22 protein-coding genes, 1 tRNA gene and 2 pseudogenes are annotated in these 26,620 nt (G+C 48.0%); 7 read left to right on the top strand and 18 right to left on the bottom strand.

The window, feature by feature from the left end; genetic code table 11:
• Positions 1-18 precede the first annotated feature (18 nt).
• Positions 19-763, bottom strand: a pseudogene (locus tag IPK79_13050) (IS5 family transposase).
• A gap of 258 nt (positions 764-1,021) precedes the next feature.
• Positions 1,022-1,690, bottom strand: a complete 669-nt coding sequence (locus IPK79_13045) for a tyrosine-type recombinase/integrase (protein MBK8191362.1) — start codon at positions 1,688-1,690, stop codon at positions 1,022-1,024.
• Positions 1,691-1,822: 132 nt separating this feature from the next.
• On the opposite strand from IPK79_13045, the gene IPK79_13040 reads away from it, so the two are divergent.
• Positions 1,823-2,998 (top strand): hypothetical protein, encoded by a 1,176-nt coding sequence (locus IPK79_13040; GenBank protein ID MBK8191361.1) that lies wholly within the window; start codon positions 1,823-1,825, stop codon positions 2,996-2,998.
• 52 nt (positions 2,999-3,050) lie between these two features.
• The gene (locus IPK79_13035; protein MBK8191360.1) at positions 3,051-5,327 is read left to right on the top strand and encodes a hypothetical protein; all 2,277 of its coding nucleotides are present in this window, start codon (positions 3,051-3,053) and stop codon (positions 5,325-5,327) included.
• Positions 5,328-5,553: 226 nt separating this feature from the next.
• On the opposite strand, the gene IPK79_13030 is transcribed toward IPK79_13035, so the two are convergent.
• Together IPK79_13030 and IPK79_13025 are read right to left on the bottom strand one after the other, a co-directional pair.
• On the bottom strand, positions 5,554-6,384 hold the full coding sequence (locus tag IPK79_13030) for an IS3 family transposase (GenBank protein ID MBK8191359.1): 831 nt from the start codon (positions 6,382-6,384) through the stop codon (positions 5,554-5,556).
• A gap of 17 nt (positions 6,385-6,401) precedes the next feature.
• Positions 6,402-6,668, bottom strand: coding sequence for a transposase (locus IPK79_13025; protein ID MBK8191358.1), 267 nt, complete (start codon positions 6,666-6,668; stop codon positions 6,402-6,404).
• Between the two features lie 179 nt (positions 6,669-6,847).
• On the opposite strand from IPK79_13025, the gene IPK79_13020 reads away from it, so the two are divergent.
• The gene (locus IPK79_13020) at positions 6,848-7,075 is read left to right on the top strand and encodes a hypothetical protein (GenBank protein MBK8191357.1); all 228 of its coding nucleotides are present in this window, start codon (positions 6,848-6,850) and stop codon (positions 7,073-7,075) included.
• A gap of 9 nt (positions 7,076-7,084) precedes the next feature.
• Here the strand turns inward: IPK79_13020 and IPK79_13015 are convergent, their stop codons facing one another.
• From IPK79_13015 to IPK79_12980, 8 genes are read right to left on the bottom strand one after another with little or no spacing between them, the layout of a single operon-like run.
• Positions 7,085-8,650, bottom strand: a complete 1,566-nt coding sequence (locus IPK79_13015; GenBank protein MBK8191356.1) for an ATP-binding protein — start codon at positions 8,648-8,650, stop codon at positions 7,085-7,087.
• A 2-nt stretch (positions 8,651-8,652) separates the two neighbouring features.
• Positions 8,653-11,166 carry an Hsp70 family protein gene (locus IPK79_13010; GenBank protein ID MBK8191355.1) on the bottom strand — a complete coding sequence of 838 codons (2,514 nt, stop codon included), beginning with the start codon at positions 11,164-11,166 and terminating at the stop codon, positions 8,653-8,655.
• A gap of 3 nt (positions 11,167-11,169) precedes the next feature.
• Positions 11,170-11,547 (bottom strand): hypothetical protein, encoded by a 378-nt coding sequence (locus tag IPK79_13005; GenBank protein ID MBK8191354.1) that lies wholly within the window; start codon positions 11,545-11,547, stop codon positions 11,170-11,172.
• Positions 11,548-11,558: 11 nt separating this feature from the next.
• Entirely contained in the window at positions 11,559-13,604 is a 2,046-nt protein-coding gene (locus tag IPK79_13000; protein MBK8191353.1) for a hypothetical protein, read from the bottom strand.
• Positions 13,604-14,269, bottom strand: coding sequence for a hypothetical protein (locus IPK79_12995; protein MBK8191352.1), 666 nt, complete (start codon positions 14,267-14,269; stop codon positions 13,604-13,606). The genes IPK79_13000 and IPK79_12995 overlap by 1 nt, the downstream gene beginning before the upstream one ends.
• Entirely contained in the window at positions 14,262-14,621 is a 360-nt protein-coding gene (locus IPK79_12990; protein MBK8191351.1) for a hypothetical protein, read from the bottom strand. The genes IPK79_12995 and IPK79_12990 overlap by 8 nt, the downstream gene beginning before the upstream one ends.
• Positions 14,618-15,013, bottom strand: a complete 396-nt coding sequence (locus tag IPK79_12985) for a hypothetical protein (protein ID MBK8191350.1) — start codon at positions 15,011-15,013, stop codon at positions 14,618-14,620. Before IPK79_12985 ends, IPK79_12990 begins: the two co-directional genes overlap by 4 nt.
• Positions 15,010-15,504 carry a helix-turn-helix transcriptional regulator gene (locus IPK79_12980; protein ID MBK8191349.1) on the bottom strand — a complete coding sequence of 165 codons (495 nt, stop codon included), beginning with the start codon at positions 15,502-15,504 and terminating at the stop codon, positions 15,010-15,012. Before IPK79_12980 ends, IPK79_12985 begins: the two co-directional genes overlap by 4 nt.
• A 389-nt stretch (positions 15,505-15,893) precedes the next feature.
• On the opposite strand from IPK79_12980, the gene IPK79_12975 reads away from it, so the two are divergent.
• The gene (locus IPK79_12975; GenBank protein ID MBK8191348.1) at positions 15,894-16,394 is read left to right on the top strand and encodes a thermonuclease family protein; all 501 of its coding nucleotides are present in this window, start codon (positions 15,894-15,896) and stop codon (positions 16,392-16,394) included.
• 76 nt (positions 16,395-16,470) lie between these two features.
• Here IPK79_12975 and IPK79_12970 read toward each other — a convergent pair.
• A protein-coding gene (locus tag IPK79_12970; protein ID MBK8191347.1) for an IS3 family transposase occupies positions 16,471-17,606 on the bottom strand; the annotation gives its coding sequence in 2 pieces (ribosomal slippage) (positions 16,471-17,342 and positions 17,342-17,606; 1,137 coding nt in all).
• Positions 17,607-18,004: 398 nt separating this feature from the next.
• Here IPK79_12970 and IPK79_12965 point away from each other — a divergent pair.
• From IPK79_12965 to IPK79_12955, 3 genes and pseudogenes are all read left to right on the top strand, one after another.
• A pseudogene (locus IPK79_12965) lies at positions 18,005-18,637 on the top strand (phage tail protein).
• Positions 18,638-18,713: 76 nt separating this feature from the next.
• Positions 18,714-19,849 (top strand): IS3 family transposase gene (locus IPK79_12960; GenBank protein MBK8191346.1). Its coding sequence is split into 2 segments (ribosomal slippage): positions 18,714-18,978 and positions 18,978-19,849, totalling 1,137 coding nucleotides; the frame shifts between segments, so codons are not numbered across the junction.
• A 74-nt stretch (positions 19,850-19,923) separates the two neighbouring features.
• Entirely contained in the window at positions 19,924-20,361 is a 438-nt protein-coding gene (locus IPK79_12955; GenBank protein MBK8191345.1) for a hypothetical protein, read from the top strand.
• Here IPK79_12955 and IPK79_12950 read toward each other — a convergent pair.
• The 5 genes from IPK79_12950 to IPK79_12930 all read right to left on the bottom strand — a co-directional run bounded on the left by IPK79_12950 (position 20,358) and on the right by IPK79_12930 (position 26,500).
• Complete coding sequence (locus tag IPK79_12950; protein ID MBK8191344.1) at positions 20,358-21,119, bottom strand: Fic family protein; 762 nt, start codon at positions 21,117-21,119, stop codon at positions 20,358-20,360. The two genes, IPK79_12955 and IPK79_12950, sit on opposite strands and share 4 nt — an antisense overlap.
• Positions 21,120-21,286: 167 nt before the next feature.
• Positions 21,287-21,363, bottom strand: a tRNA-Ile gene (locus tag IPK79_12945).
• 334 nt (positions 21,364-21,697) lie between these two features.
• A complete protein-coding gene (locus IPK79_12940) occupies positions 21,698-23,932 on the bottom strand; it encodes a tetratricopeptide repeat protein (GenBank protein ID MBK8191343.1) in 2,235 nt (744 codons plus the stop codon).
• Positions 23,933-23,971: 39 nt separating this feature from the next.
• Positions 23,972-25,489, bottom strand: a complete 1,518-nt coding sequence (locus tag IPK79_12935) for a YncE family protein (protein MBK8191342.1) — start codon at positions 25,487-25,489, stop codon at positions 23,972-23,974.
• Positions 25,490-25,591: 102 nt separating this feature from the next.
• Positions 25,592-26,500: a diaminopimelate epimerase gene (locus IPK79_12930; protein ID MBK8191341.1), complete on the bottom strand. Its 909-nt coding sequence runs from the start codon at positions 26,498-26,500 to the stop codon at positions 25,592-25,594.
• Positions 26,501-26,620: the final 120 nt, after the last annotated feature.

Below are 26,620 nucleotides of genomic sequence, written 5' to 3'. Positions count from 1 at the left end.
GCTAGGCAGTGTCGACATTCATTTTAGCCAGAGGTAGATAGCGGCTAGGTGAATAAAGCTCAAAAAGGCTATATCCAGCTTGTCATAGCGGGTAGCGACACGTCGAAAGTTTTTAAGCTTGTTGAACAGACGCTCAATTTGGTTGCGCTCTTTGTAGAGATGGGTATCGTATTCTCTTTGTTCTTTCCGGTTTTTGTGGGCGGAATCACACGCTGCACTCCAATTTCTGAGATTGAGTCTGCCAAAGCATCCGAATCATACCCTTTGTCAGCCAGAATAGCCTCTTCTGCCGGAAGATCCGCGAGCAAAGCGTGCGCTTGTGTGTGGTCAGATGCTTGGCCGGGAGTCAGGATAAAGCGCAGCGGGTTTCCGTGACTATCGCATGTGGCATGAATCTTGGTGGAAAAGCCTCCCCGGCTTCTCCCTAACGCTTGGGGACCAGCGCTTTTTTTGCCCCTGCCGCGCATTGGTGCGCCCGGATAATGGTGGAATCAACCATGGGCCATTCGGTGTCCGCATCTGCTGCCAGTGTATTGAAAATCATCTGCCATACACCCTTTTCAGCCCAGCGTAAGAAACGCTTGTGCACGCTATACCATTTACCGAACTCCGGTGGTAAAGACCGCCAGCGGCCTCCGTTTCTGCCCACCCAATAGACGGCCTCCACAAACAAACGATTGTCCGACGCCGTTCTGCCCGGATCACCGGCCTTCCCCGGCAGGGCGTCCTTGATTTTCTCCCACTGCTCATCCGTTAATTCCATCTCTCTATCCTCGCATAACCAACAAGGATAGTAGATCACGGATTCCTAATTAGGGGAAGTGTGAATGTCGACACCACCTAGTCTTCATCGCCTCAATGACTTCCTCTTCGCTGGTCTGGCAGTAAGACCGGGTAGTGGTAATCTCCCCGTGGCCGCAGGCAATCTGGAGATAGACCAACGGAACGCCGTTTCGGACATTGATGGTGACAAAGGCCCGGCGTAGGGCGTGGGGTGTGACTTTAACGTCTACCCTGCGCCCTATTTTTCGAGCCGCTGGTAGACGCCATTTCGATCCAACGCTTCTCTGGCCGTGTTCTGGAGAAGCTGATCGGAGGACTTGAGGCCAGGGCGGGTTTTTAAGTAGTTCTGAATGGCCAACAGAAGCCCTTCTCCTATTCCAACCTTGCGTTCCTTCCCCCACTTGCCGCAACGGACAACAAGCCGCCGCTCCTCAAAGTCGATATCTTCTAGTTTCAGGTCACAGGCTTCCGAGGCCCGCAAGCCCGTAGAGGCCAGGAGGATGATCATCAGGCGATCCAGGGGGTTCTTGGTAGCGTTAATCAGTTTCTGGATGTCTCCTTCCTTCACGCTATGGCGTACCGGTGGCCGGTGACGTTTTGGCTTGAAGGGTTTGGCCTTGTCCAGAAAGGTGGGATGGAGGGTGTTTTCCTGGATAAGGTACTTGGCAAAGGAAACGACGGCCCGGAAGATACTGTTCCGTTTGGAGAACTGGTCAGTGGGGACGGCTGACAGTTCGGCCTTCAAATTCTCGATGGAGACACTGCCATACTTCTGGAGGAAAGGAACCATATACCGGACGTACTGGCTGGAAGTATGCCTGCTAAAAGGACGACCGGTCATCAAACCGGTCGCCATCGCTCTCTGCCATCCATCCAGGTAATCGCGGTGTTTCTTGAAATTGAACATACGAAACCCTCTTATGGCTTGGCTTTTAGATACAAAAAAGACCGGCCCCAAGACCGGACTGTAAGCATTATGGTATCCTCCACTAAAGACCGCTGTAACAGTGAAGGCTTAGAATCGCTATAATGGTAATAAATGAAAACAAGTAGAGAACAACTTTGGAAATGTAGTCGATCTGGTGCTCAATCCGGTAAAGGGTATAGGTATCAAGATCATTTCATTGCGCTTTTGCTTATTAAGCAGTGGGCCGGGCAAATTCCAAGTGGCTCCGTCATACCAGAAGGGTTTGAAGATGTAGTTCTGGAATTTGAAAACCGTGAGATATGGATACAGATTAAATCTCGTAAATCCAATTCTTTTAGTTTGAACGAGGTGGAATCTTATCGTAAAAATGCTGAAGAAAAACTTAAAACGCTTAATGAAAATAAAGTCTTTGAAATAGGTATAGGCTTACAAAAGCCTTGTAGCAAAATAACTCCCTGTCCTCTTGAAGAGCTACTCAATAGCTCAGGAGAGCAAGTTGTGGTGTCAGAGTTTCCTAACAATGAAGCAGTGGAGATATTGATCCAAACTTTGAAGATAGCCGATTCAGTGGCAGAAGCTTTGTTTAAGAGTTTGAGTGCCTTTGTAGGGGAAGTTTCGGATGCAAATGAAACCACGGATTTTCACAAAAGAATTCAAATTAGTCCAACAGACATCGAGTGGCTCATTTTAAAATTTTTAGAAGGAATGGATAGTTCTGCTATTGATACAGCCCTTCTAAAGGGTGCCATTGAGCCTATTGATTTTAATTCACCAATTGAAGATCAAGCCTTTTATAGTGGCGTTAAAGCGCAACCGGGTCATATTGCGGCTGGGCTTATTATTGATAGACCTCAACAAGTAGAAGCTGTTTACCAGCAATTCAAAACAGCACGTCAAATCTTGGTTACCGGGCCATCTGGGGCAGGAAAATCATCGTTGATATGGCTTACTGCTAACAAAATGGCTAGTACTACACGTTGGTTCCGCCTGAGCGCAATGGTTAAAACTGAGGATGTGAAGGATATACAGAGATTCATTAAGGCAAGAAACCCTAATCAACACTCTCCCATAGGGATTGTATGCGATGAAATTAATCCCACTAATATGGCTGTTTGGACTGTATTAGCTGAAGAAGCATCGAAGCTTCCAAACGTAATCCTTTTGGGAGCGGTGCGTAATGAAGACCTTGGCATACTAAAAGGTATTCAAGATGCCGAGATGTTCCCTGTTGAACTTGATGCAGATTTAGCCAGATCCCTTTGGGAGGAACTTAAAAATAGGGGGTAAAACCAACTGGCCCTATTGGAAAGAACCATTTGAAGACTCAAAAGGCCTTTTATTGGAATATACTCACATTCTGACTCAAGGGAAGCGATTGGAGAAACTTTTATCGGAGCAAGTCCAGCAAAGATTGGAAGATTCGACTAGAACCATCGAAGTGAAAATACTTCGAGCATCTTCACTAATTACAAGTCTAAATGGTGAAATTGAAGTCGGAGTCCTTTTAGACATCCTGGGAATTTCTCCAGAAGAAGGTCTCCGCTCTCTATCGAGATTACTTAAGGAACACCTCGTCAAAGAGAAATCTCCAGGTATTTTAGGGGGATTACATAACCTGCGCTCTTCGGCACTGGCCAGACTCACTCATGACGAGCTTGTAATACAAACAGAAGACTCATTACTTCAATCTATTCGTGCTGTGACAACTGCTTCGCTTCCATTAATCATTCAAGCGGTACTGAGAGAGCCTGAAAAATTCAATCGTTTAAAATTGATTGATGCTCTCGTTAGTCTTCAGAAGGAACAAAATACCGTTGAGACTATGACTGCTATACTAACGGGCTTAGGTTTTGCAAGTCTTGAAGTTCGAGCAAAGCAGTTTATCCAATTGCTAGAGGAATGGAATATTGAGCGGTCTTTGTGGTCAGTGACTGCGATGTTTGCAGTGGCAAAAGGAGTGGAGTTTCCCGACCTTCCATCTGTAGGTGAAGGTTGGAACCGTCTTAAAGAGCTTGTTCAACATTTTCATTCGACACCACTAGAAGATTTTAGAATCACTTTTTTAGACAAAATTCATGTGTTTCCAGCATTAGAAGGATTAGATACCTTACAGTTATTACTTGCTTCTATGGTCAATATGAGTCACTTTCCTTCCTTTGATTTGAATATTCTGGATGCCGAAACAAACAATTATTGCATTAGAAAAATTTCAAAAGTTCTTGAGACGGCTTATTCCGTATCACCGGACTTTGCTTTATCACTAAGCAAATCATTTGGTGGTGAAGAATACTTGTTAAAAACGGCTTCAGAACAAATTTCCTGGATCATGCCACCGATTATAGGAGAAGAAGAACATGGCCGAACTGTAAGGGCAGACTACCAATTCATATCTGCACAAGCTTCGGATAATATGAATGATAAAGCAGTAGAAATTTGTAAAATTATAATGGCGCTTGTTCCTTCTTCAGAAGCTGCCGCTTGCTCATTTGTCGATACAAATGGAATGGTTATTCAGATTGAAGGCCGTCCTATGATGGCTAAAAATATTCCTCGGTCTAACCTCCCTACTGAAGTGGTTGTGGCCTGGAATAAGGCTCTTGGCTATTTTATACAATCTAATGCGAATATTATTTCCTTATCTGAATACTCAACAGTTATGTCGAGTTTAATCACACGAACTGAATCTGTCTTTCGTGAGGTTACAGAAAAATGGATTCGAGGCGTAAAATTTAATAATCAAGAGCAGATTGCTGAAGAGCTCAATTCTATTGTTCAAGCATGCAACGGGCTTAGTTTTACAATGGTTCCAAGCCTTCTTGGAAGTCTTAAAAATGCTTCTAATCTTGGGATATCCAGCGATACTATAGGAACGCTCCTAACTTCCATTTTAAATAATTTAATACCTCGTCTGTGTGCTGTATCTCAGAAGTCTGAGGCACAAGCGGTAGCTAGTTTTTCACTACATTTATCCGAGGATGCTCAAAAGTGTACAAGCTCGACAATATGGAGGATGTTAGATGACACTCCTGCCGACCAATTAATAGCCATTTCTGAACGACTTGAATATTTATCTGAAATTCTACAGGAGTTTGCAGCACAATATGAGAAAGATTCTATAGAACTTGCTGTAGCAATGGCAAAACGAGCTAGCTTTGGGAAGTCTATTGCAGCCGCTTCAAAATTTAGCAAAAATCGGGGCGAACATCGTTTAAAGAAAACTTTGGAATGCTTGTTGAGGAACCTAAAAGAAGAAGGTATAGAGGGAGAATACAAGACTGTTCCATTAAAGAAAAACGATGGTATTTACTGGCCTGCGGTTGAGATTGCAATTATTATGACTATATCAGAGCTTGAAGAATTAAATAAACTTGAAACGGTTATTCAGATTGCCAAAGAAGCTCTTGATGAGAAGAGAATATTTACAGTGGTTCCTAAGCTTAATGGGAAAATTATTTCTAACTTAGCGATGAAAATTTATCCAACCAAATCTCTTCCAGATGTGAATTTTAATGATATATGGTTGCCAGAATTCCAAGAGCAAGTCTTGAAATCTAAAATTATAGAGACGTTTAGTAATGCCATGTCATCAGCTTATGATATATCTGCAATTTGCTGACCGAGCCCCGTACCCGGAACCATCCAAAAGTCGAATTTTAGGATTTTAGCACGTTTTCAGGTCGGCGTCCTGAGTTCCAATTTTAAAATCGTCGTCGAACGCCAAAAACTGGTGTTGAAAAGCGGTTGGAAAGCGCCAGCGCTTTTCAACCGCTTTTCAACACCTTTCCATTTCCACGATAAATTCGCCCGCTGTGGTTTCAGCGGGTTTGGAATGCTGGATTTTTTCAGGCGATCAGACGTAAAGCCGCCTGCTCACCCTGCCAGTCGAGAATAAAAACTTCAGGCGTTCGGTATTGCAAGGCGCTGTGAGGACGCTCGGTGTTGTAATGCCCGCGCCATGCTTCAATCACGACCTGAGCCTCGCTCAACGTATCGAAGGCTTCCATGTTCAGGCATTCATCCCGCAAACGGCCGTTGAAACTTTCGCACTTGCCGTTTTGCCACGGGCTCCCAGGCTCAATAAAGAGCGACTGCGTGTGCTGCGTCTGTAGCCAGCTTTGCAGGCAACGGGCGACAAATTCCGACCCGTTGTCGCTGCGTAGATACCGGGGAATCCCGTAATCCCTAAACAACGTCTGCAATGTCAGGCGCACATCCTCGCCCCTGAGAGAACGTTCCACGCGAATGCACAGGGACTGGCGCGTAAATTCATCCAGCACCGTCAATAGCCGGACACGGCCGCCAGAAGTCAGGCGGTCCTGCACAAAATCAACCGTCCACACGTGATTTGGCGCAACGGCCTGTTCGGGCGACTGAACGCCTTGGCCTCGCCTGCGTTTCTTCGTTTTCTTTCTGACTTGTAGGCCTTCCTCGCTCCGGATCCGCCGCACCCGCTTCACGTTGATTGTCCAACCTTCCTGCTTCACCAGTATGGCGTGAATCCGGCGATAGCCGAACCTCGCGAAACGATTGGAAAGACGCAGGATTGCCTGACGCAGGGATTCATTCCTGGCGTCTGCCACAGAGCGTAAGCCGTGCCGACGCACGCGCGATAGCCGGGCGCATTGACGTTTCGACAGCTTGTATTTGTCCGCGCGCAGGCAATGAAACAGAATCCGACGACGGGAAGGCCCTAAAGCTTTTTTAGCACGTCCTGCAGCGCATCCAGTTCCAGTGTGCGCTCACTCAACAGCCTTTTCAGTCGGGAATTCTCTACTTCCAGAACCCGTAAACGCCTGGCTTCCAAGATGCTCAAGTTTCCGTACTTCTTTTTCCACTTGTAGAACGTGGCTTGCGAGATGCCAAGCTCCCGACAGACACCTTCGACCGTCTTCTGACCGCTTTCCTGTGTCCGTAATGCAGTAATAACCTGCTCTTCCGTGAATCGGCTCGTTTTCATTCCAAACACTCCTTTCAAAAGATTGAAGAACAAAATCCTCTACTTTTGAACGGTCCCCATTTCTGGGCTCAGGTCATTGCACTTCCGCCAACAATGAGGTCTTAAGAGGAGAAGAAAACGATGCGCTTACCAGCGCAGTCGAAAAGTTTACAGCCGCTATAAACCTATTAGAGAGATTATTGGAAATAGATAGAAAACCATCACACGCCGCTGCTGGGGAGTTTATCATTAATTTATCTACTAGATTGAAAGTAGAAGTCGAAGGAAAAGAACAAGGAATAGTGATTGAAGATCCAATTGTTTCTGAAAATCATCAAATTTTGAATGGGCAGCTTTCCGAGTTATTACAGGAATATTCGATGGTCAATCTTCTGTTGATTGCTGATGAATGTCATCAACTTGTTTAAATCAATCTTTTATATTCCTCGTGACGTAAAGCTCTTATAGCGAGTGGTGATTTCATCTGTGATTGATGCTGGTATCTTAGCCATTACCTGAAACATAATTTCGCTGGAAACAGGATTTTCGGTTCTCATCGCAAGTCGGGCTGCCTCGTCCACAAGAAACCTAATATCACTGGCCGAATACCCTATAAGCTGTTTTGAGAGTCCCGCCAGATCAATAGTCTCATCTGTAGGCCGATTCTTTAGGTGCAATTTCAACATTTCTTCTCTAGCTTCCTCGTCAGGAGGGCCTACATAAATTAACTTATCTAGTCTTCCTGTTCGCCTAATGGCAGAGTCTATTTTCTCTGGTTCATTGGTGGCGGCGATCACAAATATGTTCTTCGCAGCACATTCGTTTAACTGGGACAAGAATTCATTTACTTCCCCAGCTTTATGCTGCTGATGCCCACCAAGTTCTGAACGGGAAGGAACCATAGCTTCAAACTCATCAATAAAGAGAATTGATGGCGCTCTCTCTTTGGCTGTCTCAAAGATATCTCGTATGTGCAAAATGGATTGATTAATATATGGGCTAGCAATTTCTGAAGGAATAATTTGAACAAAATACAGGCCTAATTCTTCAGCTAATTGCTTGGCAATGTAAGTTTTACCGCATCCAGGAGGCCCAAACAGGAGTATTCCATTGGGGATTGAGAGGCCATACTTCTTATAAGGCTCAGGGTCATTTATGGGCTTGATAACCTCTTGGACTAAAAGGTCTTTAAGCTCTCGCATACCCGCAACCTTTGCAAGGCCACCCTCTAATGGTTTTTTAGTTTGCACCTGAGGGGATTTTCGACGTGTAGAAGTAGCCCTAGGTAGGTTTGGAAGGGCCATAGTTTCTTCTTCTGTGAATGATATTGCCTCATTCTCAATATCCAAAAGGGACGGTACAGCTTGGTCAATGCAACGGTTGATAAGCCCAGATAAGCCTGGGCCAGCATTAACACACCATTTGCTTAGTGGTGCGAAAAGACCTATATCTTGGCTCTCATTTAAATCTATTCCAGTAGTAAGGGTGTAAAATGTTTTTCCGATTAACTGAATAAGCTCTACTTCCTTTAAAGCTATCGAAGTCAAAATCAAGCCTGATAGAGGCATTTCTTTATTCACGGATAGCCATAATAATGACGGTGCATATCTGGGAGAAGCCTCAAAAGACTCACTAGCCTTTGCGAGCTTAACAAGGGCAAGTAAAAGGTTTACGAGTCCTTTCCTGTCTAACTCAGGGGAGTAACCACCTAACCATTTCCCAGAGACTTTTACAACCGCTTGAAACGAATTAGGAGCCTTCTGAGAAATGAATTGGATTTTTTCTACTGGGAAATATTCTATTTTATTCTCTTCCCACCATCTGATTATTTCCTGTTCTTCTCTTTCAGAAACAATAATAAATAAAAGGCTGGAATCTGAACATTCTTCCAGCAAATAAACTTCACAGGACTTATCAGAATGAAGTGCCTTTTCAATAGCCGGATGACCTGGAATAGGGGTTCCTATTGGAAGCTTTGGCTTTTGAGTTAGATAACTCATCATTCTTAATACCTCTTAAGCCCAGCAAGAAGGACTCTTTCTTTATCGGCTTCGGCAGCGCTTACTGGTTGTAGTTCCCATAGCTTCCGAACGGCTTCCCGAAGTCCTTCACCATCTCCTCGGCGAATAGAGTCATCACCGTGTGCTATCCATTTTTGAGCTTCTTGCTTGTTTGTAAATTCTTTCCACGGCTCCTTCATTGATTCAAAGATGTCTTTCCAGAACCAGTCTTGTTTGAATAAAATTCTCCACTTTAAAGTTTCTAAAGAGTCAACTGTTTTCTGAAGACTTCGTTCATCACCTTTGTCTATTGAGCGTTCAGCTTGCCGCTGTAACATTTCAAATTCTTTCTTTTCCAAGGGAGAACCAAGATCATCAATAACTCTCTGAAGGCTTAATAGGAGTTCTTCAGCCTCTTCTATCTTGAGGGTATTAGAAGTCCCAGTTCCAAAGTTCCGCTCTATTTTCGATAGCTTACCTCTGATTTCACGAGATGTTTCAACCAATCTTTTTGCCTGATCAGGATCATTTGTCTCGTTGCCTGTTTTGCTGGCTTCAATATCCAGATTTTCAATATCTTCTCGTAGTTTTTCAATTTCATCCTGTGCTTTAGCATCTTCAACGGACAACTCAAGGTCATCCAACCTACTTACATGAGTTTCTATTTCTTGGGGTATATTCTTGAGAAGGTCGGCAAAATCTTTTTCCTCTCTCTGAGGTACATATACATTATCTGAGAAATTCTGGTTCAACTGCGGAACAAACGCATCCACTGTCATTCTTCGTGAAGCATCTATTGCGATTGTAATTTCAATCTCTGAACCTTCAGGGATTGGTCTACGAATGTCTTCTGAGCTAATGGTAAGATTGCCAACCCACTCATTTGCTTCCGGGTCTTCTATTATCTCTCCTTCCCATAACTTAATGGGCAATGCACTCCCAGCTTCGCTTGGCCTTAAAGTGCGTTGTGCCCTATAACGGCAGGTCTTCTCAGCAGGAAGAGGAGTGCCTTTAGGAAAGATGACTTCAAGCTCAGGCTTATTGTTATTTCCAACAATCTCTATTGAAATTGAATGCGGCAATGGTGGAGAGGAAACCACAAGACCATGGCGGATAGAGAACTCTTCAGGCTCAATATCAACCATTTCACCAGTTTGTGTTCTTGTATAAAGCCAAAAACGGCTTTGTTTCCCTTCTTTAAGGGTGACAGGAATATCAAAGTGTCCTTCTGGAATTGGCAACCACCCGCTCGTCCAGTAGCCACCCTCCGCATCAATCTTGATTTCTGAAATACTCGCTTGTTTAGCATTCTCTATCCGACCGGCAACATGAGCAGTGACTGAGGCACTAACCGGTTCGTAAGCCAAATGTACCAGGGCTTTACCAGAATCAACGCTCAGAGGAACCGGTTTAGCTGCTTTCTCGATAGTGGATGCGTAAATGGCAGCACCTCTCGCTACAACAGTCATCGGATCGAGCGAAAAGTCCACTTTGGAACCGATTCTTTCGGTTATTGCTGAACGAACATAAGGTATCTGGGTAGGCCCACCAACCAAGAGAACTCTATCTAAATCTTTTCCTGAGACCCGACTGCTCGATAAGACCTCTTCACAAAGTTGCAAACACTTCTCAACCAAAGGCTCTATAGAATACTCATAATCTTTACGGGAAATAGTAACCTCAATGTCTATAGGATTGCCTTCCTCATCATCACCCAGGTCAAAGAGACCAACCGGAACTGACTCCGCTGAACTCAATTCTATTTTTGCCTCTTCCGCTCTCAAGGCCAATCTTCTGATTAGCCTGTCGTACCCTTCAGGATTGTCTTTGGGGTCTGGTAACACAAATTCCTTAGTGAGGGTTGGCAGGAAAAAGGTATCAATGATGATACGGTCAATATCCTTGCCTCCTAAGAGGTTATTTCCTCTATGTTCAAGAACATTCAGGCGTCCATCTTTGGTTGAGACAAGCGCAATATCCAGGGTGCCTCCTCCGAGATCGAAAACTAACCACCGCTGATCGATGGCTCCTGGAGTTATACCGTATGCTATGGCAGCCGCAATAGGCTCTTGAAGCAAAGGTGCTTCAATAATACCAGCCAACTGGGCTGCTCTTGCGGTAGCTTCGCATTGTAATGCACCAAACGCGGCTGGAACTGTTATAACGGCAGCAGATATGTCTTCGCCTGTTTGCCTTTTGACATCTTCCTTCAGTGCTTTTAAGACTTCAGATGATAACTCTTCAGCAGACATGCTTCGGCCAGAAGCCGAAAAAGACTTTTTATCTTTCTGTCCCATCCAGCGTTTGAATTCAGAGACCACATTATCAGGATCCTCCACAATAGCGTTGTATGCACGTTTACCAATAAGAACCCGATTATTCTTTTGGACTCTGACAACGGAAGGAGTGACATTCATCAAATCATTATTTTGATAGATTCGGACATCGTTACCGTCCCAGGAGGCGGTACAAGAATTGGTTGTGCCAAGATCGATGCCGTAATTAATAAATTGGTTCATTCCTTATTGCTCCTCAGCCGTCGCTTGCTCTAAAACTTCTGCTCTTTTACGAGTGACTACCTGCCCATGCCTGATTACCTGCTCTTGGTAAACCACAATGGGAGCAATGGTTTCGTCTATAACTTCAATACCCGATTCAAGAGTGTCATCCTGAATAGAATCAATAATATCCAAGGCCATTCCAGGATCATAAGTCTTTCCTGTCATATCCAAAACCTCAATTCCAAGGTCTTGGAAGAACCTTTCATACTTTCTAAGAACATGCCTGCCAATAGAGCTTTGTGAGTCAAGCCTTGAGAGCCATTGGCCTAAACGCCATGCCTCAACCGAAAGCTCTGATAGCTGTTCGACAGAACATTCGATTGTTCCTTTTGAAGACATTATCAACCTCTTTATAGCGAATTATATTCCTGAACCATCCTGTGATCCTCTTCGAGAACTGCATTGTATTCTTGCTCAGCTTTTTTAGCCCTGGAAAGCGTTTGATTATGCTTTTCAACGAACTGATTATAAGCTTGTCTCTTAGATTCATACTGTTCAACATCAATGCCATACTTGGCTTGGGTTTCAAGCTTTTCAACTTCAGCTTGTTTCTGATTAAGTTCAAGCTTCATGCTCTGCACCTCATCCGCTAATTGATTATAAGAGGCTTCCAGAGAGGCCAATTTGGCTCTACCCGCATCTATCTTTGCTTTCAAGTCGATTTTGTAAGTAGAGCTGAATTGATTGGTGGGTATTATACCCTCTGGAGGAGTTTGAATTTCCTGAGTCGCTGGTTCATTTGTGGAGGTCGAAGTGGATTCAGGATCTGTGTATGTTTCACTGGGAGTAGAAGAATAGTTTGTTGTTTCACTAGGAGCAGAGGAGTAGTTTGAAGAATAATTCGATGAGCTTGTTGATGAGCTAGCTGAAATCCACAGAAAAGCAATAAGAATCAGGCACAGTGATATGCCTAGGTGCCACTTATCCCCCTTTCTTAAGGGGGCTTTTCCTAAAAATCTATAGCTCCTATCACCTGTTGAAATTACTCTGTATCGACAAATGGGGAATATAGGAATACCTAAAATTACAAAGTAATATGTTGACAAGCCAGACTGTGTTTCAGGATCAACATTAGTACAACCATATAAAGTGAAGCCGCAGGCGTTAATGGTTTGAAGGACAGGAGCACTCTTGATAGGTTTTAAGTCTTTCCATATCTTCTGCTTCTCAGAAGTTTTTTCAACATCTCCTGAGTCCTCTAGCAGTCGATGATAGACGGAAGAATCTTTAGGAGCAATAGTTATAGCCTGTTCAAGCAACTCTTTAGAACGGATAAACTCATCTGCCCAAGTAAAGTTTATAGCAATGCCCCTTAGACAACCGGCGGCTTCTTCTTTAACACGATTAGCAAGTTCCGTATTTTGACCAGCTACATTCAGCAATTTGCTTAAGAGAGGCCGAACCTCATTATTAAATCGGTTTAAGGCTGTAGTACAGGCTTTGATATTATCTGGCGCATTGGTATCCTGCTTGTTAAGAATACTATTTGAATCATTCCGAATCTGTTCACATAATTCAGTGAGTTGATCTTCCAAACTTCCAAAGGCTTGAGTTTCAAATTCGTAAAAAATATTTCTGGGTATTTTTGAATCTTTAAGAATGCTAAAAACTTGCCTACAAATCCCTTCATTCTTGGCAACTATACCCTCATTTGCTAGGGCTAATAGCTTTGAGCAGACCAACCTGTAAACATTCAGTTTTAGGTTCTCTACCTCTTCTATGGTGGCAAAAGGCTCAAATTCACCGTCCATTTCCATATCGAGCAAAGAGGCCCAATAGTCGTCTGAAGAAATGACTGTTTCCCAAAGAGTTATTGCTTCTATCCAAAGTTTTATATTTTTGAGTTCAGGATCAATCAAATTAGCGTAGGCAAGCTTTACCACTGCAAGATCATGGCTATTGGCTTTTGTTTCAAGCTCAGAAATGACGGACGATAGAGATTCTATGGTTGCTTCATTAAGTAGAGGCGTATTACTTGAAAACCAAAATAAGCGTTCCTGAAGACGTTGAACTGGATTCATAAGCCTGCCTATAGCAGACTGTAAATCTTTCTCGCTCCTATTGATTGGGCCAATCCAAGCCAAATCCCAGGGAGAGGATTTGCTTACCCCAATCTTTAGAACTCTACGAATAGAGCTATTAGCTTCATGAATCGATTCCTGAGAGGCATCAGCAGGAAGTCCTAACACCCTATAGGCATTGTTATTAATTAAATCAAATGAATGCCTTACAGGAGTATTATGGATTTCTATCCCAACATTAGACTCAGAAATGTTTGACGCTTTTTCTAAAGATTGTTCTATGAAACTTTTACAATGTTTGCACTTAATGGCTTCAGCCAATATTTCATTATTGCAATTAGGACAAAGCTTCGTTTGCTTGACTGTATTTGGCATTAGTTATTACCTCCCACTAGAGCACCCACAATACAGAGAAGCCAGAATAGTCCTAATACTATTAAGAATACCCATTCCCAGACAGTGGGAAACTTTCTCGTTTCGAGCGACGGCTGTGTTTTATCCCAATAAGCGTTAAGTTTTCCTTGCAGGTAAACCGGAGCCCAGAAGCCAAAATGAAAGATTACATAGCGGGAAACTATATTTGAGAATATATAGCAGAACCCTACCAAAAAGGGATAAGGGTAGGTCTTATTGCCAACACTGTCTCCCAGTTTTTTAACCTCACGAATAAAGTTATCGAGTAGGTAGAGATTGAGAAAGGGAACAAAAAGACCTAATAGTCTCAATCCAGGGGAAATTTTATAACCAATAGACTTTAGCTGTCTCCAGTTCTTATAGAACCAGTACAGGTCATATATACCAATCGAAAGGAAGGATAGTAAAAATAAGAAAATAAGACTTTGTTTGTTGCTATAAAGCTTCTTGCCAGAATTACTTTGATCGATAAGCCATTCCTCACAATGTTTGCACTTTATCGCATCTATTAAAATACTCTCTGCACAGAAAGGGCACTGCTTTTGAGGTGCTATATCTTCTACAAGAGCAAGCTCTTGAGTCTGGCTTTGTCGCATCTGCCTCAGTACATCTAAATGATCACTCATTGGCTGGGAACCTCTTGGTATTGTTTTCAAGTTTGAAAATAGACACCAAAAAGATAGCAGCAGTTACTAAATCCAGAACTGTCCACAATTGCTTGTTTAAGTGAACCGGGATCAGGGGATTGAATAAGAAGGCAGTAATTAGCAATGTGATAAACCAGCCTTCCTTATTTAATGCCTTAAAAGAAAGAGCTATACTAATGGCTGCAATGCAAACAACCCAGCGAAGCAAAACATAGTAGCTATAAGGATTATCTGCCAAAGTACCTAACAGCATTAAAATAGAAATAATGCCCAGCACCTTTTTAAATGTTTTATAAGACGTATCGCTCATTGCTAAAACCATTTCTTTCAAAATTTACTCTTCTTATAGCCTGCTAGCCATGCTTCCCATTCTTGAGAAAAACAGATTCTGTTTTCGCGGGCTTTATTTCTTTGGAGTAGTTCAAGATAGTGGTGTTCCTTAGGAGTGTGATACAACTTTGAATCGACATTTCCGATGATTGGACACTGCTTTGCACCCAGCGCCTCATCTATAGCGGTAGGTTTATAGCCAAGTTGGGAACGCCCATACAGGCCAGCAATAACTAACAGGGTAAGAATTGTGAGAAAAAGGCCGTAGCGACGAGCTTTACTGGCGTTTGTTGTTATTTCTTTAGTGCTCATAAGGCTTTTCAGCAGGTCATATCTGCTCATCTTGTCTTGTCTCTGACTGATGGGGATAACCTTTTCTGTATCTTGTGTCATAGAGCATTAACCCTCTTTTCATGGGTCTTGCTCAGGGGAGGTTTCGTTTTCTGTTTGTGCAGAAACCCCGCAGACTTCAACGATTCTAAAAAATCTTTCCATCCAACGGAAACGTATTGTTTCTGCAAATCTAAGTCTCGGTGAAGCTGTTTCAACAATTCTTCCAGATCATCCTCATTGTCAATCAGGCTTTGGAGTTCCCCTACTTGTTCTTTGGTCAAGAAAGAGTCAAAGACCCCAATGGTAATCAGTTGCCACAACGGATACCGATCTAAGAGGGCGGCTCTCTTCAAGGTGATGTAATCCACGTCCAGGAATAAAGCCATCCTGATCAGAATCTCATCCCCTGGTTCCCGTGCGCCTGTGCAGTATTGCGACAAGGCATTTTTAGCTACACCAATACGTTCTCCAAACTCCGTAAGAGACTTCATCCCCTTTTCATAAAGGAGATCGTCCAATAAGTCGCCGAAAGCTGTTCTGTACTTGCCCATATACGCTCCTTCACAAAACTTGCATTGTCACAATTTGTGATATATTATCTCATTATGTGAACTTTTATCAATGTAAGTTCCTGAAGTTTAATAAATAGAAACTTGTATATTATCTCGTAAAGGTAATCGCAGATGCAACTTTTAATCTCTACGCTGGTAACAATGTCTTTACTCTTTTCGGGCGTGGCTTTTGCCAAGGACTACAGTCCAAATGACTGCCCCGTAGTCGGTAATACAGCTTCGATGATTTATCACGCGCCAGGGCAGAAATACTATGATCGGATGTTGGTTAGGAATAAAGGCAAAGACAATCGGCGATGCTTTAAAAGTGAACAAGAGGCACAAAAACAAGGTTTTAGGAAAAGTAAAGTCTAACTAGGAGAATATAAATGAGGAAACTAAAGGGGCTGGTCATAGCCCTCTACTTGGCTATGGCATCATTTTGTTATGCTCAGGGACTGCCAAGAGAGTCGGTTACCCTACTGAGGGTTGTCGATGGAGATACTATAGAACTCATATATCATGGCAAACGGGAAAAATTGAGATTGGAAGGGATTGATGCCCCTGAAGAATCTCAAGGAGTCTGGGGACAAAGAGCCACTACCTATCTACAAGACCAGCTAAATGAAAAACAAATTTTCGTACAGATAACGGGCCGAGACAAATACAAAAGGTTGCTTGGGTATATTTACGCTGAAGATAAGGATATTAACCAAGCCCTCGTGGCTAATGGCTATTCTTATGCGTATCTGAAGTATTCATTTGAGTTTGAAACTGAAGAGGAACAAGCAAAGAGCCAATGTCTTGGATTCTGGTGTAAGAAGGATCAACCCCTCTATCCCTGGGTCTACCGGCATCCCGAATTAAAGCTAGGCAATCTCAAAGGTTAATATGTTAAGGTTTGGTCAACCCCCAAAATATGATCCAGTTGTAAGTCAGTGGTTTGGTGTTGATGGGGTTCAGTATTCAGGCGCATGGAGCGGAGCGGAATGGGACTGAATACTGAAGTCGCGCAGCCGGAGCTGGTGGCTTGTATCCCAGTGAGCTGTGCGGCCTGACGTGATTGTAATGCTCACGCCAGTCTTCAATAACCGTCTGTGCTTCTTTGAGCGTATAGAACAACTCCCCATTCAGCAATTCATCGCGTAACCTTCCATTAAAGCTCTCGTTGTAACCGTTTTCCCAAGGGCTGCCCGGCTCAATGTAGGCCGTCTTTACCCGCAGTTGATACAGCCACTCCTTGAGTGTGGCAGCGGTAAATTCGCTGCCGTTGTCTGAACGGATATAATCCGGCAATCCTTCTCTCAGAAACAAGTCACTCAGAACATCCAGCACATCATCACTGTTCAGACGATAATCCACACGGATGGCAAGGCATTTGCGGGTAAACTCGTCAATCACGGTGAGCATCCGTATCTTCTTGCCACAGGCCAGCCGGTCTGCCACAAAGTCATAGCTCCACACATGGCCCGGCCAGCAGGGACGAAGCCGAATGCAGGAGCCATCATTCAAATACAGACGGCTCCGCTTCTTCTGGCGTTTAGGAACCTTCAGACCTTCCTCGCGCCAAATACGTTCCACTCGCTTGTGGTTAACCCGCCAGCCCTCAGCACGAAGCAAGGCGGTGATGCGCTTGTAACCGTAGCGACCATACCGACGGGCCAAACGGATAATATCACCCCGAAGCGCCTCTTCATCATCGGGCTTTCGTTTGAGATAGCGCTGAACGGAACGGCAAACGCCGAGCGCATGACACGCCCGGCGCTCCGATATACCATAGCGTTGCTGGCTTTTTACCACACAACGACGCTTCCGCTCAGCGCTTAAAAGTTTCCCGCTGCCGCGTCCCTGAGGATCTGCTTGTCCAGAGTTAAATCGGCTACCACACGCTTTAACCGCGCATTCTCAGCCTCCAGCTCTTTAAGCCGCTTTGCCTGAGAGATACCCATGCCCCCATACTCCTTGCGCCATTTGTAATAGGTCGCATCCGAAACACCCAGCTCCCGGCATATCTCTTCTACCGTCTTCCCCTGACCCGATAATACCTCCGCCTGGCGCAGCTTGCGAATAATCTGCTCCGGCCTGTGACGCAGTTTGCTCATATCTCCCTCCTATTTGTCGGTCTCTTCTTTTTACCTCAACTACGAGATAATTTCTGGACCGAATTATAGGGGGCGGGTCACCGTCGGAGAGCGTCGGGTCGTGCGCTTTCTCATCGAACAATCAAAACGTCAGCAAGAAAACCTTTTGGAGAATGTGTAGATGTGCGGATCCAAACCTAAAATGCCAAAGATTCCTGCCGTACAACCCACACCGCTCCCGCCGGTCCCGCCCCCTCCAGAGCCCACACCGACCGCGCCTTTATCTCAAGAAGATGAACAAGCCCGTAAAAGGAAGACGGATAGCAATTTGGCGTCCGCTCGTCGGAGTGGCACCCGGTCTCTTCGGATTGATTTATTGATTCCGGGTCCAGGCTCGGGGCTGAACGTGCCCAATTAGTATGGATAGCGCTGTGGTCGGAACCGCCGAAGCTCGGTATCGGGAGCTGGAAACCCGCCGCTTTGTCTACCTGGACCGGGCGCGGGAAGCCTCGAAATATACCATCCCTAGCCTGCTCCCACCCAACGGACATAATTCCACAACGAAGCTGGAAACACCCTATCAAGGAGTAGGAGCCAGAGGGGTCAACAATTTAGCTTCCAAACTATTGTTGGCTTTGTTGCCGCCAAACAGTCCCTTCTTTCGGCTACGGGTGGACGAGTTTATCCAGGGTCAGACGGATCCCGGATTGAAAACCGAACTGGAGACGGCGCTCTCCCGAGTCGAACAGGCCGTGATGACCGAGATTGAGGTCTCAGCGGATCGCGTGGCCGTCTTTGAAATCCTGAAGCACTTGCTTGTGGCCGGGAATGTCCTGATGGATATGTCCCAGCCCGACGGGATGCGGGTCTTCCACTTGGACCGTTACGTGGTCGTGCGCGACCCGATGGGTCATGTACTGGAAATCGTGATTCATGAAACCGTTGCCCCGGCGGCATTACCGGAGAAGATTCGTCAACTCGTTTTGGGTAAGACCGATGAAGCCCCGGAAAAGACTGTCAACCTCTATACATGGGTGAAACGAAAAGGTGACCCGCCCCCTATAATTCGGTCCAGAAATTATCTCGTAGTTGAGGTAAAAAGAAGAGACCGACAAATAGGAGGGAGATATGAGCAAACTGCGTCACAGGCCGGAGCAGATTATTCGCAAGCTGCGCCAGGCGGAGGTATTATCGGGTCAGGGGAAGACGGTAGAAGAGATATGCCGGGAGCTGGGTGTTTCGGATGCGACCTATTACAAATGGCGCAAGGAGTATGGGGGCATGGGTATCTCTCAGGCAAAGCGGCTTAAAGAGCTGGAGGCTGAGAATGCGCGGTTAAAGCGTGTGGTAGCCGATTTAACTCTGGACAAGCAGATCCTCAGGGACGCGGCAGCGGGAAACTTTTAAGCGCTGAGCGGAAGCGTCGTTGTGTGGTAAAAAGCCAGCAACGCTATGGTATATCGGAGCGCCGGGCGTGTCATGCGCTCGGCGTTTGCCGTTCCGTTCAGCGCTATCTCAAACGAAAGCCCGATGATGAAGAGGCGCTTCGGGGTGATATTATCCGTTTGGCCCGTCGGTATGGTCGCTACGGTTACAAGCGCATCACCGCCTTGCTTCGTGCTGAGGGCTGGCGGGTTAACCACAAGCGAGTGGAACGTATTTGGCGCGAGGAAGGTCTGAAGGTTCCTAAACGCCAGAAGAAGCGGAGCCGTCTGTATTTGAATGATGGCTCCTGCATTCGGCTTCGTCCCTGCTGGCCGGGCCATGTGTGGAGCTATGACTTTGTGGCAGACCGGCTGGCCTGTGGCAAGAAGATACGGATGCTCACCGTGATTGACGAGTTTACCCGCAAATGCCTTGCCATCCGTGTGGATTATCGTCTGAACAGTGATGATGTGCTGGATGTTCTGAGTGACTTGTTTCTGAGAGAAGGATTGCCGGATTATATCCGTTCAGACAACGGCAGCGAATTTACCGCTGCCACACTCAAGGAGTGGCTGTATCAACTGCGGGTAAAGACGGCCTACATTGAGCCGGGCAGCCCTTGGGAAAACGGTTACAACGAGAGCTTTAATGGAAGGTTACGCGATGAATTGCTGAATGGGGAGTTGTTCTATACGCTCAAAGAAGCACAGACGGTTATTGAAGACTGGCGTGAGCATTACAATCACGTCAGGCCGCACAGCTCACTGGGATACAAGCCACCAGCTCCGGCTGCGCGACTTCAGTATTCAGTCCCATTCCGCTCCGCTCCATGCGCCTGAATACTGAACCCCATCAACACCAAACCACTGACTTACAACTGGATCATATTTTGGGGGTTGACCACGGGGATGGGATGTTCGAGCAACTCCTCAAGCCTTTCCTAACCCGCATTTACCCGGTGACCACCGAGGAGGTGAAGCACAGTATCCAGAAAGAGAAGCGGATTATTGATACCCTCGAACCCGTGATGAACCAGCACCGCTTGATTGTGAATCGAAAGCTCATTGACCGGGACTACAAATCGACCCAGCACCTACCGCCAGAGCAGGCGTTGAAGTACCAGCTTTTCTACCAGATGAGCCGTATTACCCGAGAACGGGGAGCCTTGGCCCAGGATGACCGTCTGGACGCCTTGGCAATCGCCGTCGGGTACTGGGTGGAAGCGATGGCCCGCGATGTGGACAAGGCGATGAGCGATGAAAAGGAACGTCGTCTCAAGGAAGCCTTGGAAAACTTCATGAGCAACGTCTTTGGCGACAAGCCCAAACATGACCGCTGGATGGACGTTTAACGGGGTTGGAGGTGCTTGAGTAGCCGGAGCATATCCTTGGACGACTCAACTACCACGTTGGAAATGAAGTTCAGAAACGGCGTGTTGTCCTGGCTTTCCTGAAATGACCGTAGGCAAGCCATGTAATCCGACCGCAACACCGGCGGGATAATCGTGATGGGGTAGCCTGTCTTCAGCAACAGAAGATTCATGAGCAGCCGGGCCGTCCGGCCATTGCCATCCAGAAACGGGTGGATGGTCACCAATTCCAGGTGGGCCAGCGCCGCCGTATGAATGGGATGTTCGGCCTTGATCCAGTTGGGAAGCTTGTCCTCAATGAATGTCTGCATCTGTCCTGGAACGTCGGCAGGTTGAGGGGGGACGTAGGCGGTTCCGGTAATGATGACGGGCTTGCTTCGATATTGCCCTGGTTTGGTGCCGTCAATGCCTTCCACGACCAAACGATGAAGGGCCAGTAAATCGGCCTCGGTCACGCTCGGATTTTGAATCAGGTCATACAGTAGGTCATACGCTTTGGCGTGACCAATGGCTTCCAGGTGATCCTTCATGGGCTTACCGCCAATGGTAATGCCGTCCTCCAGTACCACCTTGGTTTCAGTCTCGGTCAGGGTGTTGCCTTCCAGGGCGTTGCTGGCATACGTCAACCCTACCCGGTAGTAGGCCTTGAGCTGGTTGAGGGTGTATTCATCCAACGGACGATAGCTGTCGATTTCCGCCTTAAGCGCCTCGCAGTCTGTGATTCGGCTATCGGTGTTCATGGCCTCACCCTTATGACTCAGTTGGGTTGTGAAAACTGAGTAATCCGTAAAAACGTGAAAAGCCCCTCAAGGAGGAGCTTCTAGAGGTTTTTTGATTGTAAAACTGAGTCATTTTTGTCGGGATTTTTCTCTCGTTTCTGGCTTGGATCGGCTGAAAGTGGCGTGGATGGTGGGCCTGCGGTGACTCGAACACCGGACCTCACCCTTATCAGGGGTGCGCTCTAGCCAACTGAGCTACAGGCCCATCGTGCGTTTCAGCCATTTTGGAGCGAGGAAAACTGAGTAAAAAGTGAGTCATCGGTTTTTTTACATCGGAGAATCCATGTTGTATCATAAGAGAACCGGAGATTCGAGATCCTGAATGGGACTGCTTTTGGCCTAGTCTCTCTTTCCTGACTCAAGCTCATGGGCTCTACGTTATCAGGGGTGCGCTCTAGCCAACTGAGCTACAGGCCCATCGTCTGTTTCAGCTATTAGGGAGTTGGGATTAACGGGGGTAAAAACAGGATGTGCAACCACGATAGCACAATCAGGGGGCGGCTTGTCAATGCGCGCGGGCATGGACGGCTTTCGGTGCGCTATAAGGCTTTCAGGCGCTCGCGCGCATAACGGGTGAAGTCGTCGTCGGGCTGACCTGCCGATAATTCCACGAACTTCTGAAAAGCTCCGCGCGCGCCTGCGCGATCCGACTTCTTCTCTAATGCAACCGCCAGGCCAAAATAAGCGTCCTTGAAGCCTGGGTCTGCGCGCAGGGTGTCCTGATAGCCACTGATGGCCTGCGGCAGCTTGCCCTGATCGCTATATATCATCGCCCGGTAGTAGAGCGCCGTCGCGTTGCGCGGAGACTCCCGCAAGGCTTGCTCGACCAGTGTTAAGGCTTGGGCGTAAGCTTTTCGGTTGTAGGCATCGACCGCCTTATTAAGCGTATCGGCCGCGTGCGCTTGGGTTAAGCCGTCCAGCGCCTGCTGCGCCTGGGGTTTGAGCGCGTCGTCGAGCGAGGGGGCCGCAAGCGCCCGACGATACTCTGCGGCGGCCTTGGTTAAGTCGCCGGACTGATGATAGGCGGTGGCCAGATAATAGCGAAAATCCCCTTTGTCAGGCGCGGCAGCGATTGCTTTCTGGTACTGAGCAATCGCCTCGGGCAGGCGCTGCAAATTCTGAAGCGCAATGCCGTAAGAGGCCCGGGCCTCAGGGGTGTCCGCTCCGGCTGTTTGTAGCGCGCGCTGGTACGCGCCGGCAGCGTCTTCATAGCGGCCGGCGTGAAGTAAATCCCCGGCTTTGGAGAGCGCGTCCTGGCCCGCAGCCGATTGGGCGTCTTTGAGCAGGCCTGTTACTGTCTGATTCTGCGGATCCAGTCGCGCGGCCTTCTGCAGGTAAGGGAGCGCTTCGTCGAGCTTGCCTTGAGACTGTAATAAGACGCCTAAATTGGCGTTTGCCGAGGCCAACTCCGGATTAATAGCGAGCGCGCGCTGATAATAGGCGGCGGCGGACTCATAATTTTTCATGGCGTGGAATTCCTCGCCCACGCGCGATTGCGCTAAGGCGTTGCCCGCAAACTGATCGGCATAGGCTTGCAACTGAGGCGCAGCCTTCTCGGGCGGCTGGCGACGAATTAATTCCAGCAGATCTTTCATCGCGTCAGTATTGTCCGGGTCTGCCGCCAGGAGACGACGGTATTGACCCATGGCCTGATCCACGCGCCCGGAATCACGGTACATGGCGGCCAGATAATAATTCGCCAGACGGTTGCCCGGCTCAATTTGAAGGACGGTCGTATAGGCCTTTTCCGCCATCGGGAAATCGCGCATTTCCTGATATAGCGTCCCCATATTCAGGCGGATTAATTTTTTGACGTCCAGCGTCGTCGCCGGATCCTGACTGGCGTATAGTTCTGCATTGTTATAGGCTTTAAGCGCCTGATCATAAAGTTTGCGTTTTTGGAACACTCCTGCCAGATTGGCGTGCGCCAGGACGCTTTTTGGATTGTACTTTAATTCGCGCATCCAGATATCTTCAAGCTGACGCAGGGCAGTCTGATTATTGGGATCGGCTTCGAGCGCCTTGTTAAGACTTTGAACCGCTGCGTCTGTTTCGCCGCTCTTGCTTTGGGCGTCCGCCAGGCGCGTCAGTAAATCGCCGTCTTGCCCGCCTGCGCCATTTTTAACGGCGATCGCGTAATATTTCTTGGATTTCTCGGCGACGCCTAACACGTTAAATAAATCACCCATCGCCTTGGCGGAATCGGCGTCGGAGGGGCTTAATTCCAGTACGCGGGCGTACTCGACAACGGCTTCCTGGAATTTCCCGGAAAATCGCAGTTTTTTGGCGAGCTCACGGTGCGCAGACGCATCGTTTAGGCTGATTTGTAGATTGCCGTAACCGATTTTAAGGTTCTCGCGTGAAATCTTGCGGTTGGCGTCCTGCTTTTCAGAACGCTCCATGCCATCCGGCCAGGCGGGTTCTAATAAATAATACGCGCGCCGAAAATCCGACAGCGCATTTTCCAATTGTTTGACGCCAATAAAATAATTGCCCCGACGCATATAAATCGCCGCTAGGTTATTGTAGGCGATGGGGATGCTGGGGCCTTCGGCAAGCGTGATAGCCTTTTCATACATCTCAATCGCTTTTGTGAGTTCGCCTTTTTCAAAAAAGCTGTTCCCTTGAGCGTAATAATAGGCGTAATCGCCCAATTGCCCCCATGCAGGCGGTGACGCGCCGGGACAGACTGGGCCCAGCATCGCCGTGATCACGAGCGCCTGAAGCAACAACCGCGAAGGCGCCCCGAGACGGGGGGTAAAACATGACGTCATCGCAAAGACCTCCTGAGCAGACCCAGTCGTATGGCGCCGTTACGGCGTTTGTTTGAGCGGGGTGGTGGTTTTAATGGGGAACGAGGCCGCCGTCGCATCGGGCGTCGCGCCGACCATGGCGATGCCGGCGCCGCGCGTATTGAGCGATACGGTTTTTTCGAGTTGCTGCGCATTTAAATCCAGCACAAATAACTGATCGCTTCCGGCGGCAGAAAGATACGCTCTCAAGTCAGATTCTGACGCCACAATGCCAGTGGGGAAACTGCCATCGGGCAAGGTAATGGGATGCAGGGCGGCGCGCGTGGTCAAATCAATCACGTCCACCAAATCGCCGCCAGCCGAGACGACGTAGAGTTTTCCGCCGCAGGAGACCATGCCTACCGGCTTTTTACCGACGGCCAGACTGGCGACAATTTCGCCGCTGCGCAGATCCAGCGCCTGAATCTTGTCTTCAGTGCGGCTAATCGCCCAAATCGTGGCCGCGCCCGGCGTACGATCGTCAATCCACAGGGCCGACATATTGCGCAGGCCGTTAAGCGTCCGCAGCACTTTGCGGGTGGCGAAATCCAGTTCGTAAATCTTATTTTCGGTGTAATCGGCGACATAGAGCAGATTCAGCGCAGGAAGAGCCGCCATGGGACCTCCGTTGCCGGGTAACTGCGCCTGAGCGCCGCTCACCAGCTCATCGGCAGGAACCAGCGTCAGAAAATTCGAAAACCGGTGACTCACCGCCAGCGTCTCGCGTCCGCCTGCTTTTGACGCCGGTAGATACAACAGGCCCGTGGGTTTCGCCCCGACCAGAATGCGCGTGCGCACCAGACTGGATCGCGTGTCCACGACCACGACTTCGTCTGTCGTCAGACAGCTCACAAAAACCGAGTGACCGTCCGGCGAGGCCAGCACGTTAGAGGCGACGCAGTTTAAATCAATATTTTCGCGCTTCTGGCCGGTGGTCGGCTCGATCACGGCGAGCGCCTGACGATCGAGATCGGCTACGTACAATGTTTTTTTAACGGCCGTGCGGGCGGCGTTGGTAAAATTGCTGGAGGCGAGCGACGCGGCGGAATTATCGCCCATCACGGTTTCAATCGGATTATAGGGCAAATCCCCTAGAATGACTTTTAATTCGTTTGGAAGAAATAAATTGGGCGGCAGCAATAAATCCTGCGGCAACAGACCTTCCTTCAGTTCGATGGGATAGGCGTCCATACGCGCCAGCGCCAGCTTTCCAGAACTCGTATTGACCAGCCGAATCAAAAAGAAGTGATTATCAAATTGAATCAAATCCGGCGATTTCGCCTGTTGTGGATATTCACGCAGGACTTGCGACGGATTGGGCGGGTGCGACGGATCCTGCGGGAAAACGGGCAAATATACGTCATGATTGCTCAGCGTCACCATGCCGTCAAAGCGAATCTTGACGGCCGGATCGCGCTTTCTTAAATACGACAGCACCGTAGGCGGTAAATCGGTCGCCCAGCACAGAGCCATCGGGCTAAGCGCAAAGAAGGCTGATACAATCAGCGAAAACGCAAGGCGCGAAATCATCGGTTTCATAGAACGCAGGGTCGCCTAAATCATCAATACGATAAACGAAAAAGCAGTGGGCCCATTATAGAGAGGTTCGCCCCAATTGCAAAGAGGCCTTTCGGACGGGCTTTACGAAGCCATGACGCCGGGCGTCGACGTTCGTTCCGGCGACGCGACGCGCAGCGGCCAATCAATGCTCCCTTCAAATGTCGTTTCGGCGGGGCCGGTCATCAGGACGCGCGAGGCCGGGTCGGTTTTGTCCCACTGAATGCGCAGCGCGCCGCCGGGCAACAGCACCGTCGTTTCGGCATCTGTCCGATCCTCTAATGCGCAGACAACAGCAATGGCGCATGCGCCGGTGCCGCAAGCCAGCGTGAAGCCACAGCCGCGTTCCCAGACAATGGCGCGTACGGTCTGGCGATCCAGAATATCAACAAATTCCACGTTGGTTTTATGAGGAAAACCCGGATGGGTTTCGATCGCCGGGCCAAAGACGGCTGGATCCAGCGGCGAGCTGAGCGAGTCTTGCAGAATCACGCAATGCGGATTTCCCATACTCACCAGCGATACCCCAAACGAGCGTCCCAGCGCGCTCAGCGGATAATTGCGCACGGGTGCGTCCGGCGCCTGATGCTCGCCGGCAAAGGGGATGTCTTGCGCCCTCAATCGCGGCGCGCCCATATCCACTGTCACGCTGCCGTCGGCGTTGAGCTGCGGCGTTAAGACGCCCGCGTCGGTTTCCACGCGCATGATATCGCTCGAAACAAGCCCCTGCGCCCGTACAAAGCGCGCAAAGCAGCGGATGCCGTTGCCGCACATCTCGGCGCGGCTGCCGTCGCCGTTGTAATACGTAAAGCGGGCGTCGGCGCGCGCCGCGTCACTCGGCGGACCCGCGATAATCAGGCCGTCAGCGCCAATGCCGAAATGCCGATCGCATAGCGTCTGGGCCAGCGTCGCCAGATCTGTCTGCGGGGGCAGGGCGTCGGCTCGCAGCATGACAAAATCATTGCCCAGGCCGTGCATCTTCACAAACGGCAGGCGGGCGACAGGAGCGCCGTCAGGACGCTGGGGCAGGGCAGAGGACGCAGGGGAAAAAGACGTCACTTCAAAAGCCTCGCGGGCGGTGAATCGTGTTGAAAATGGGATTTCTCACAGAAT

The sequence above is a fragment of the Vampirovibrionales bacterium genome (assembly GCA_016712355.1).
Lineage (GTDB): Bacteria > Cyanobacteriota > Vampirovibrionia > Vampirovibrionales > Vampirovibrionaceae > JADJRF01.
This window is presented reverse-complemented; position numbering and strand designations above follow the sequence as displayed.

Excerpts from the sequence above, each read along its gene's own strand:
- IPK79_13045 (MBK8191362.1), bottom strand. The coding sequence starts at position 1,690 with ATGTTCAATTTCAAGAAACACCGCGATTACCTGGATGGATGGCAGAGA.
- IPK79_13040 (MBK8191361.1), top strand. The coding sequence starts at position 1,823 with ATGAAAACAAGTAGAGAACAACTTTGGAAATGTAGTCGATCTGGTGCT.
- IPK79_13025 (MBK8191358.1), bottom strand. The coding sequence starts at position 6,668 with ATGAAAACGAGCCGATTCACGGAAGAGCAGGTTATTACTGCATTACGG.
- IPK79_13015 (MBK8191356.1), bottom strand. The coding sequence starts at position 8,650 with ATGATGAGTTATCTAACTCAAAAGCCAAAGCTTCCAATAGGAACCCCT.
- IPK79_13010 (MBK8191355.1), bottom strand. The coding sequence starts at position 11,166 with ATGAACCAATTTATTAATTACGGCATCGATCTTGGCACAACCAATTCT.
- IPK79_13005 (MBK8191354.1), bottom strand. The coding sequence starts at position 11,547 with ATGTCTTCAAAAGGAACAATCGAATGTTCTGTCGAACAGCTATCAGAG.
- IPK79_13000 (MBK8191353.1), bottom strand. The coding sequence starts at position 13,604 with ATGCCAAATACAGTCAAGCAAACGAAGCTTTGTCCTAATTGCAATAAT.
- IPK79_12995 (MBK8191352.1), bottom strand. The coding sequence starts at position 14,269 with ATGAGTGATCATTTAGATGTACTGAGGCAGATGCGACAAAGCCAGACT.
- IPK79_12985 (MBK8191350.1), bottom strand. The coding sequence starts at position 15,013 with ATGACACAAGATACAGAAAAGGTTATCCCCATCAGTCAGAGACAAGAC.
- IPK79_12980 (MBK8191349.1), bottom strand. The coding sequence starts at position 15,504 with ATGGGCAAGTACAGAACAGCTTTCGGCGACTTATTGGACGATCTCCTT.
- IPK79_12975 (MBK8191348.1), top strand. The coding sequence starts at position 15,894 with ATGAGGAAACTAAAGGGGCTGGTCATAGCCCTCTACTTGGCTATGGCA.
- IPK79_12955 (MBK8191345.1), top strand. The coding sequence starts at position 19,924 with ATGTTCGAGCAACTCCTCAAGCCTTTCCTAACCCGCATTTACCCGGTG.
- IPK79_12950 (MBK8191344.1), bottom strand. The coding sequence starts at position 21,119 with ATGAACACCGATAGCCGAATCACAGACTGCGAGGCGCTTAAGGCGGAA.
- IPK79_12940 (MBK8191343.1), bottom strand. The coding sequence starts at position 23,932 with ATGACGTCATGTTTTACCCCCCGTCTCGGGGCGCCTTCGCGGTTGTTG.
- IPK79_12935 (MBK8191342.1), bottom strand. The coding sequence starts at position 25,489 with ATGAAACCGATGATTTCGCGCCTTGCGTTTTCGCTGATTGTATCAGCC.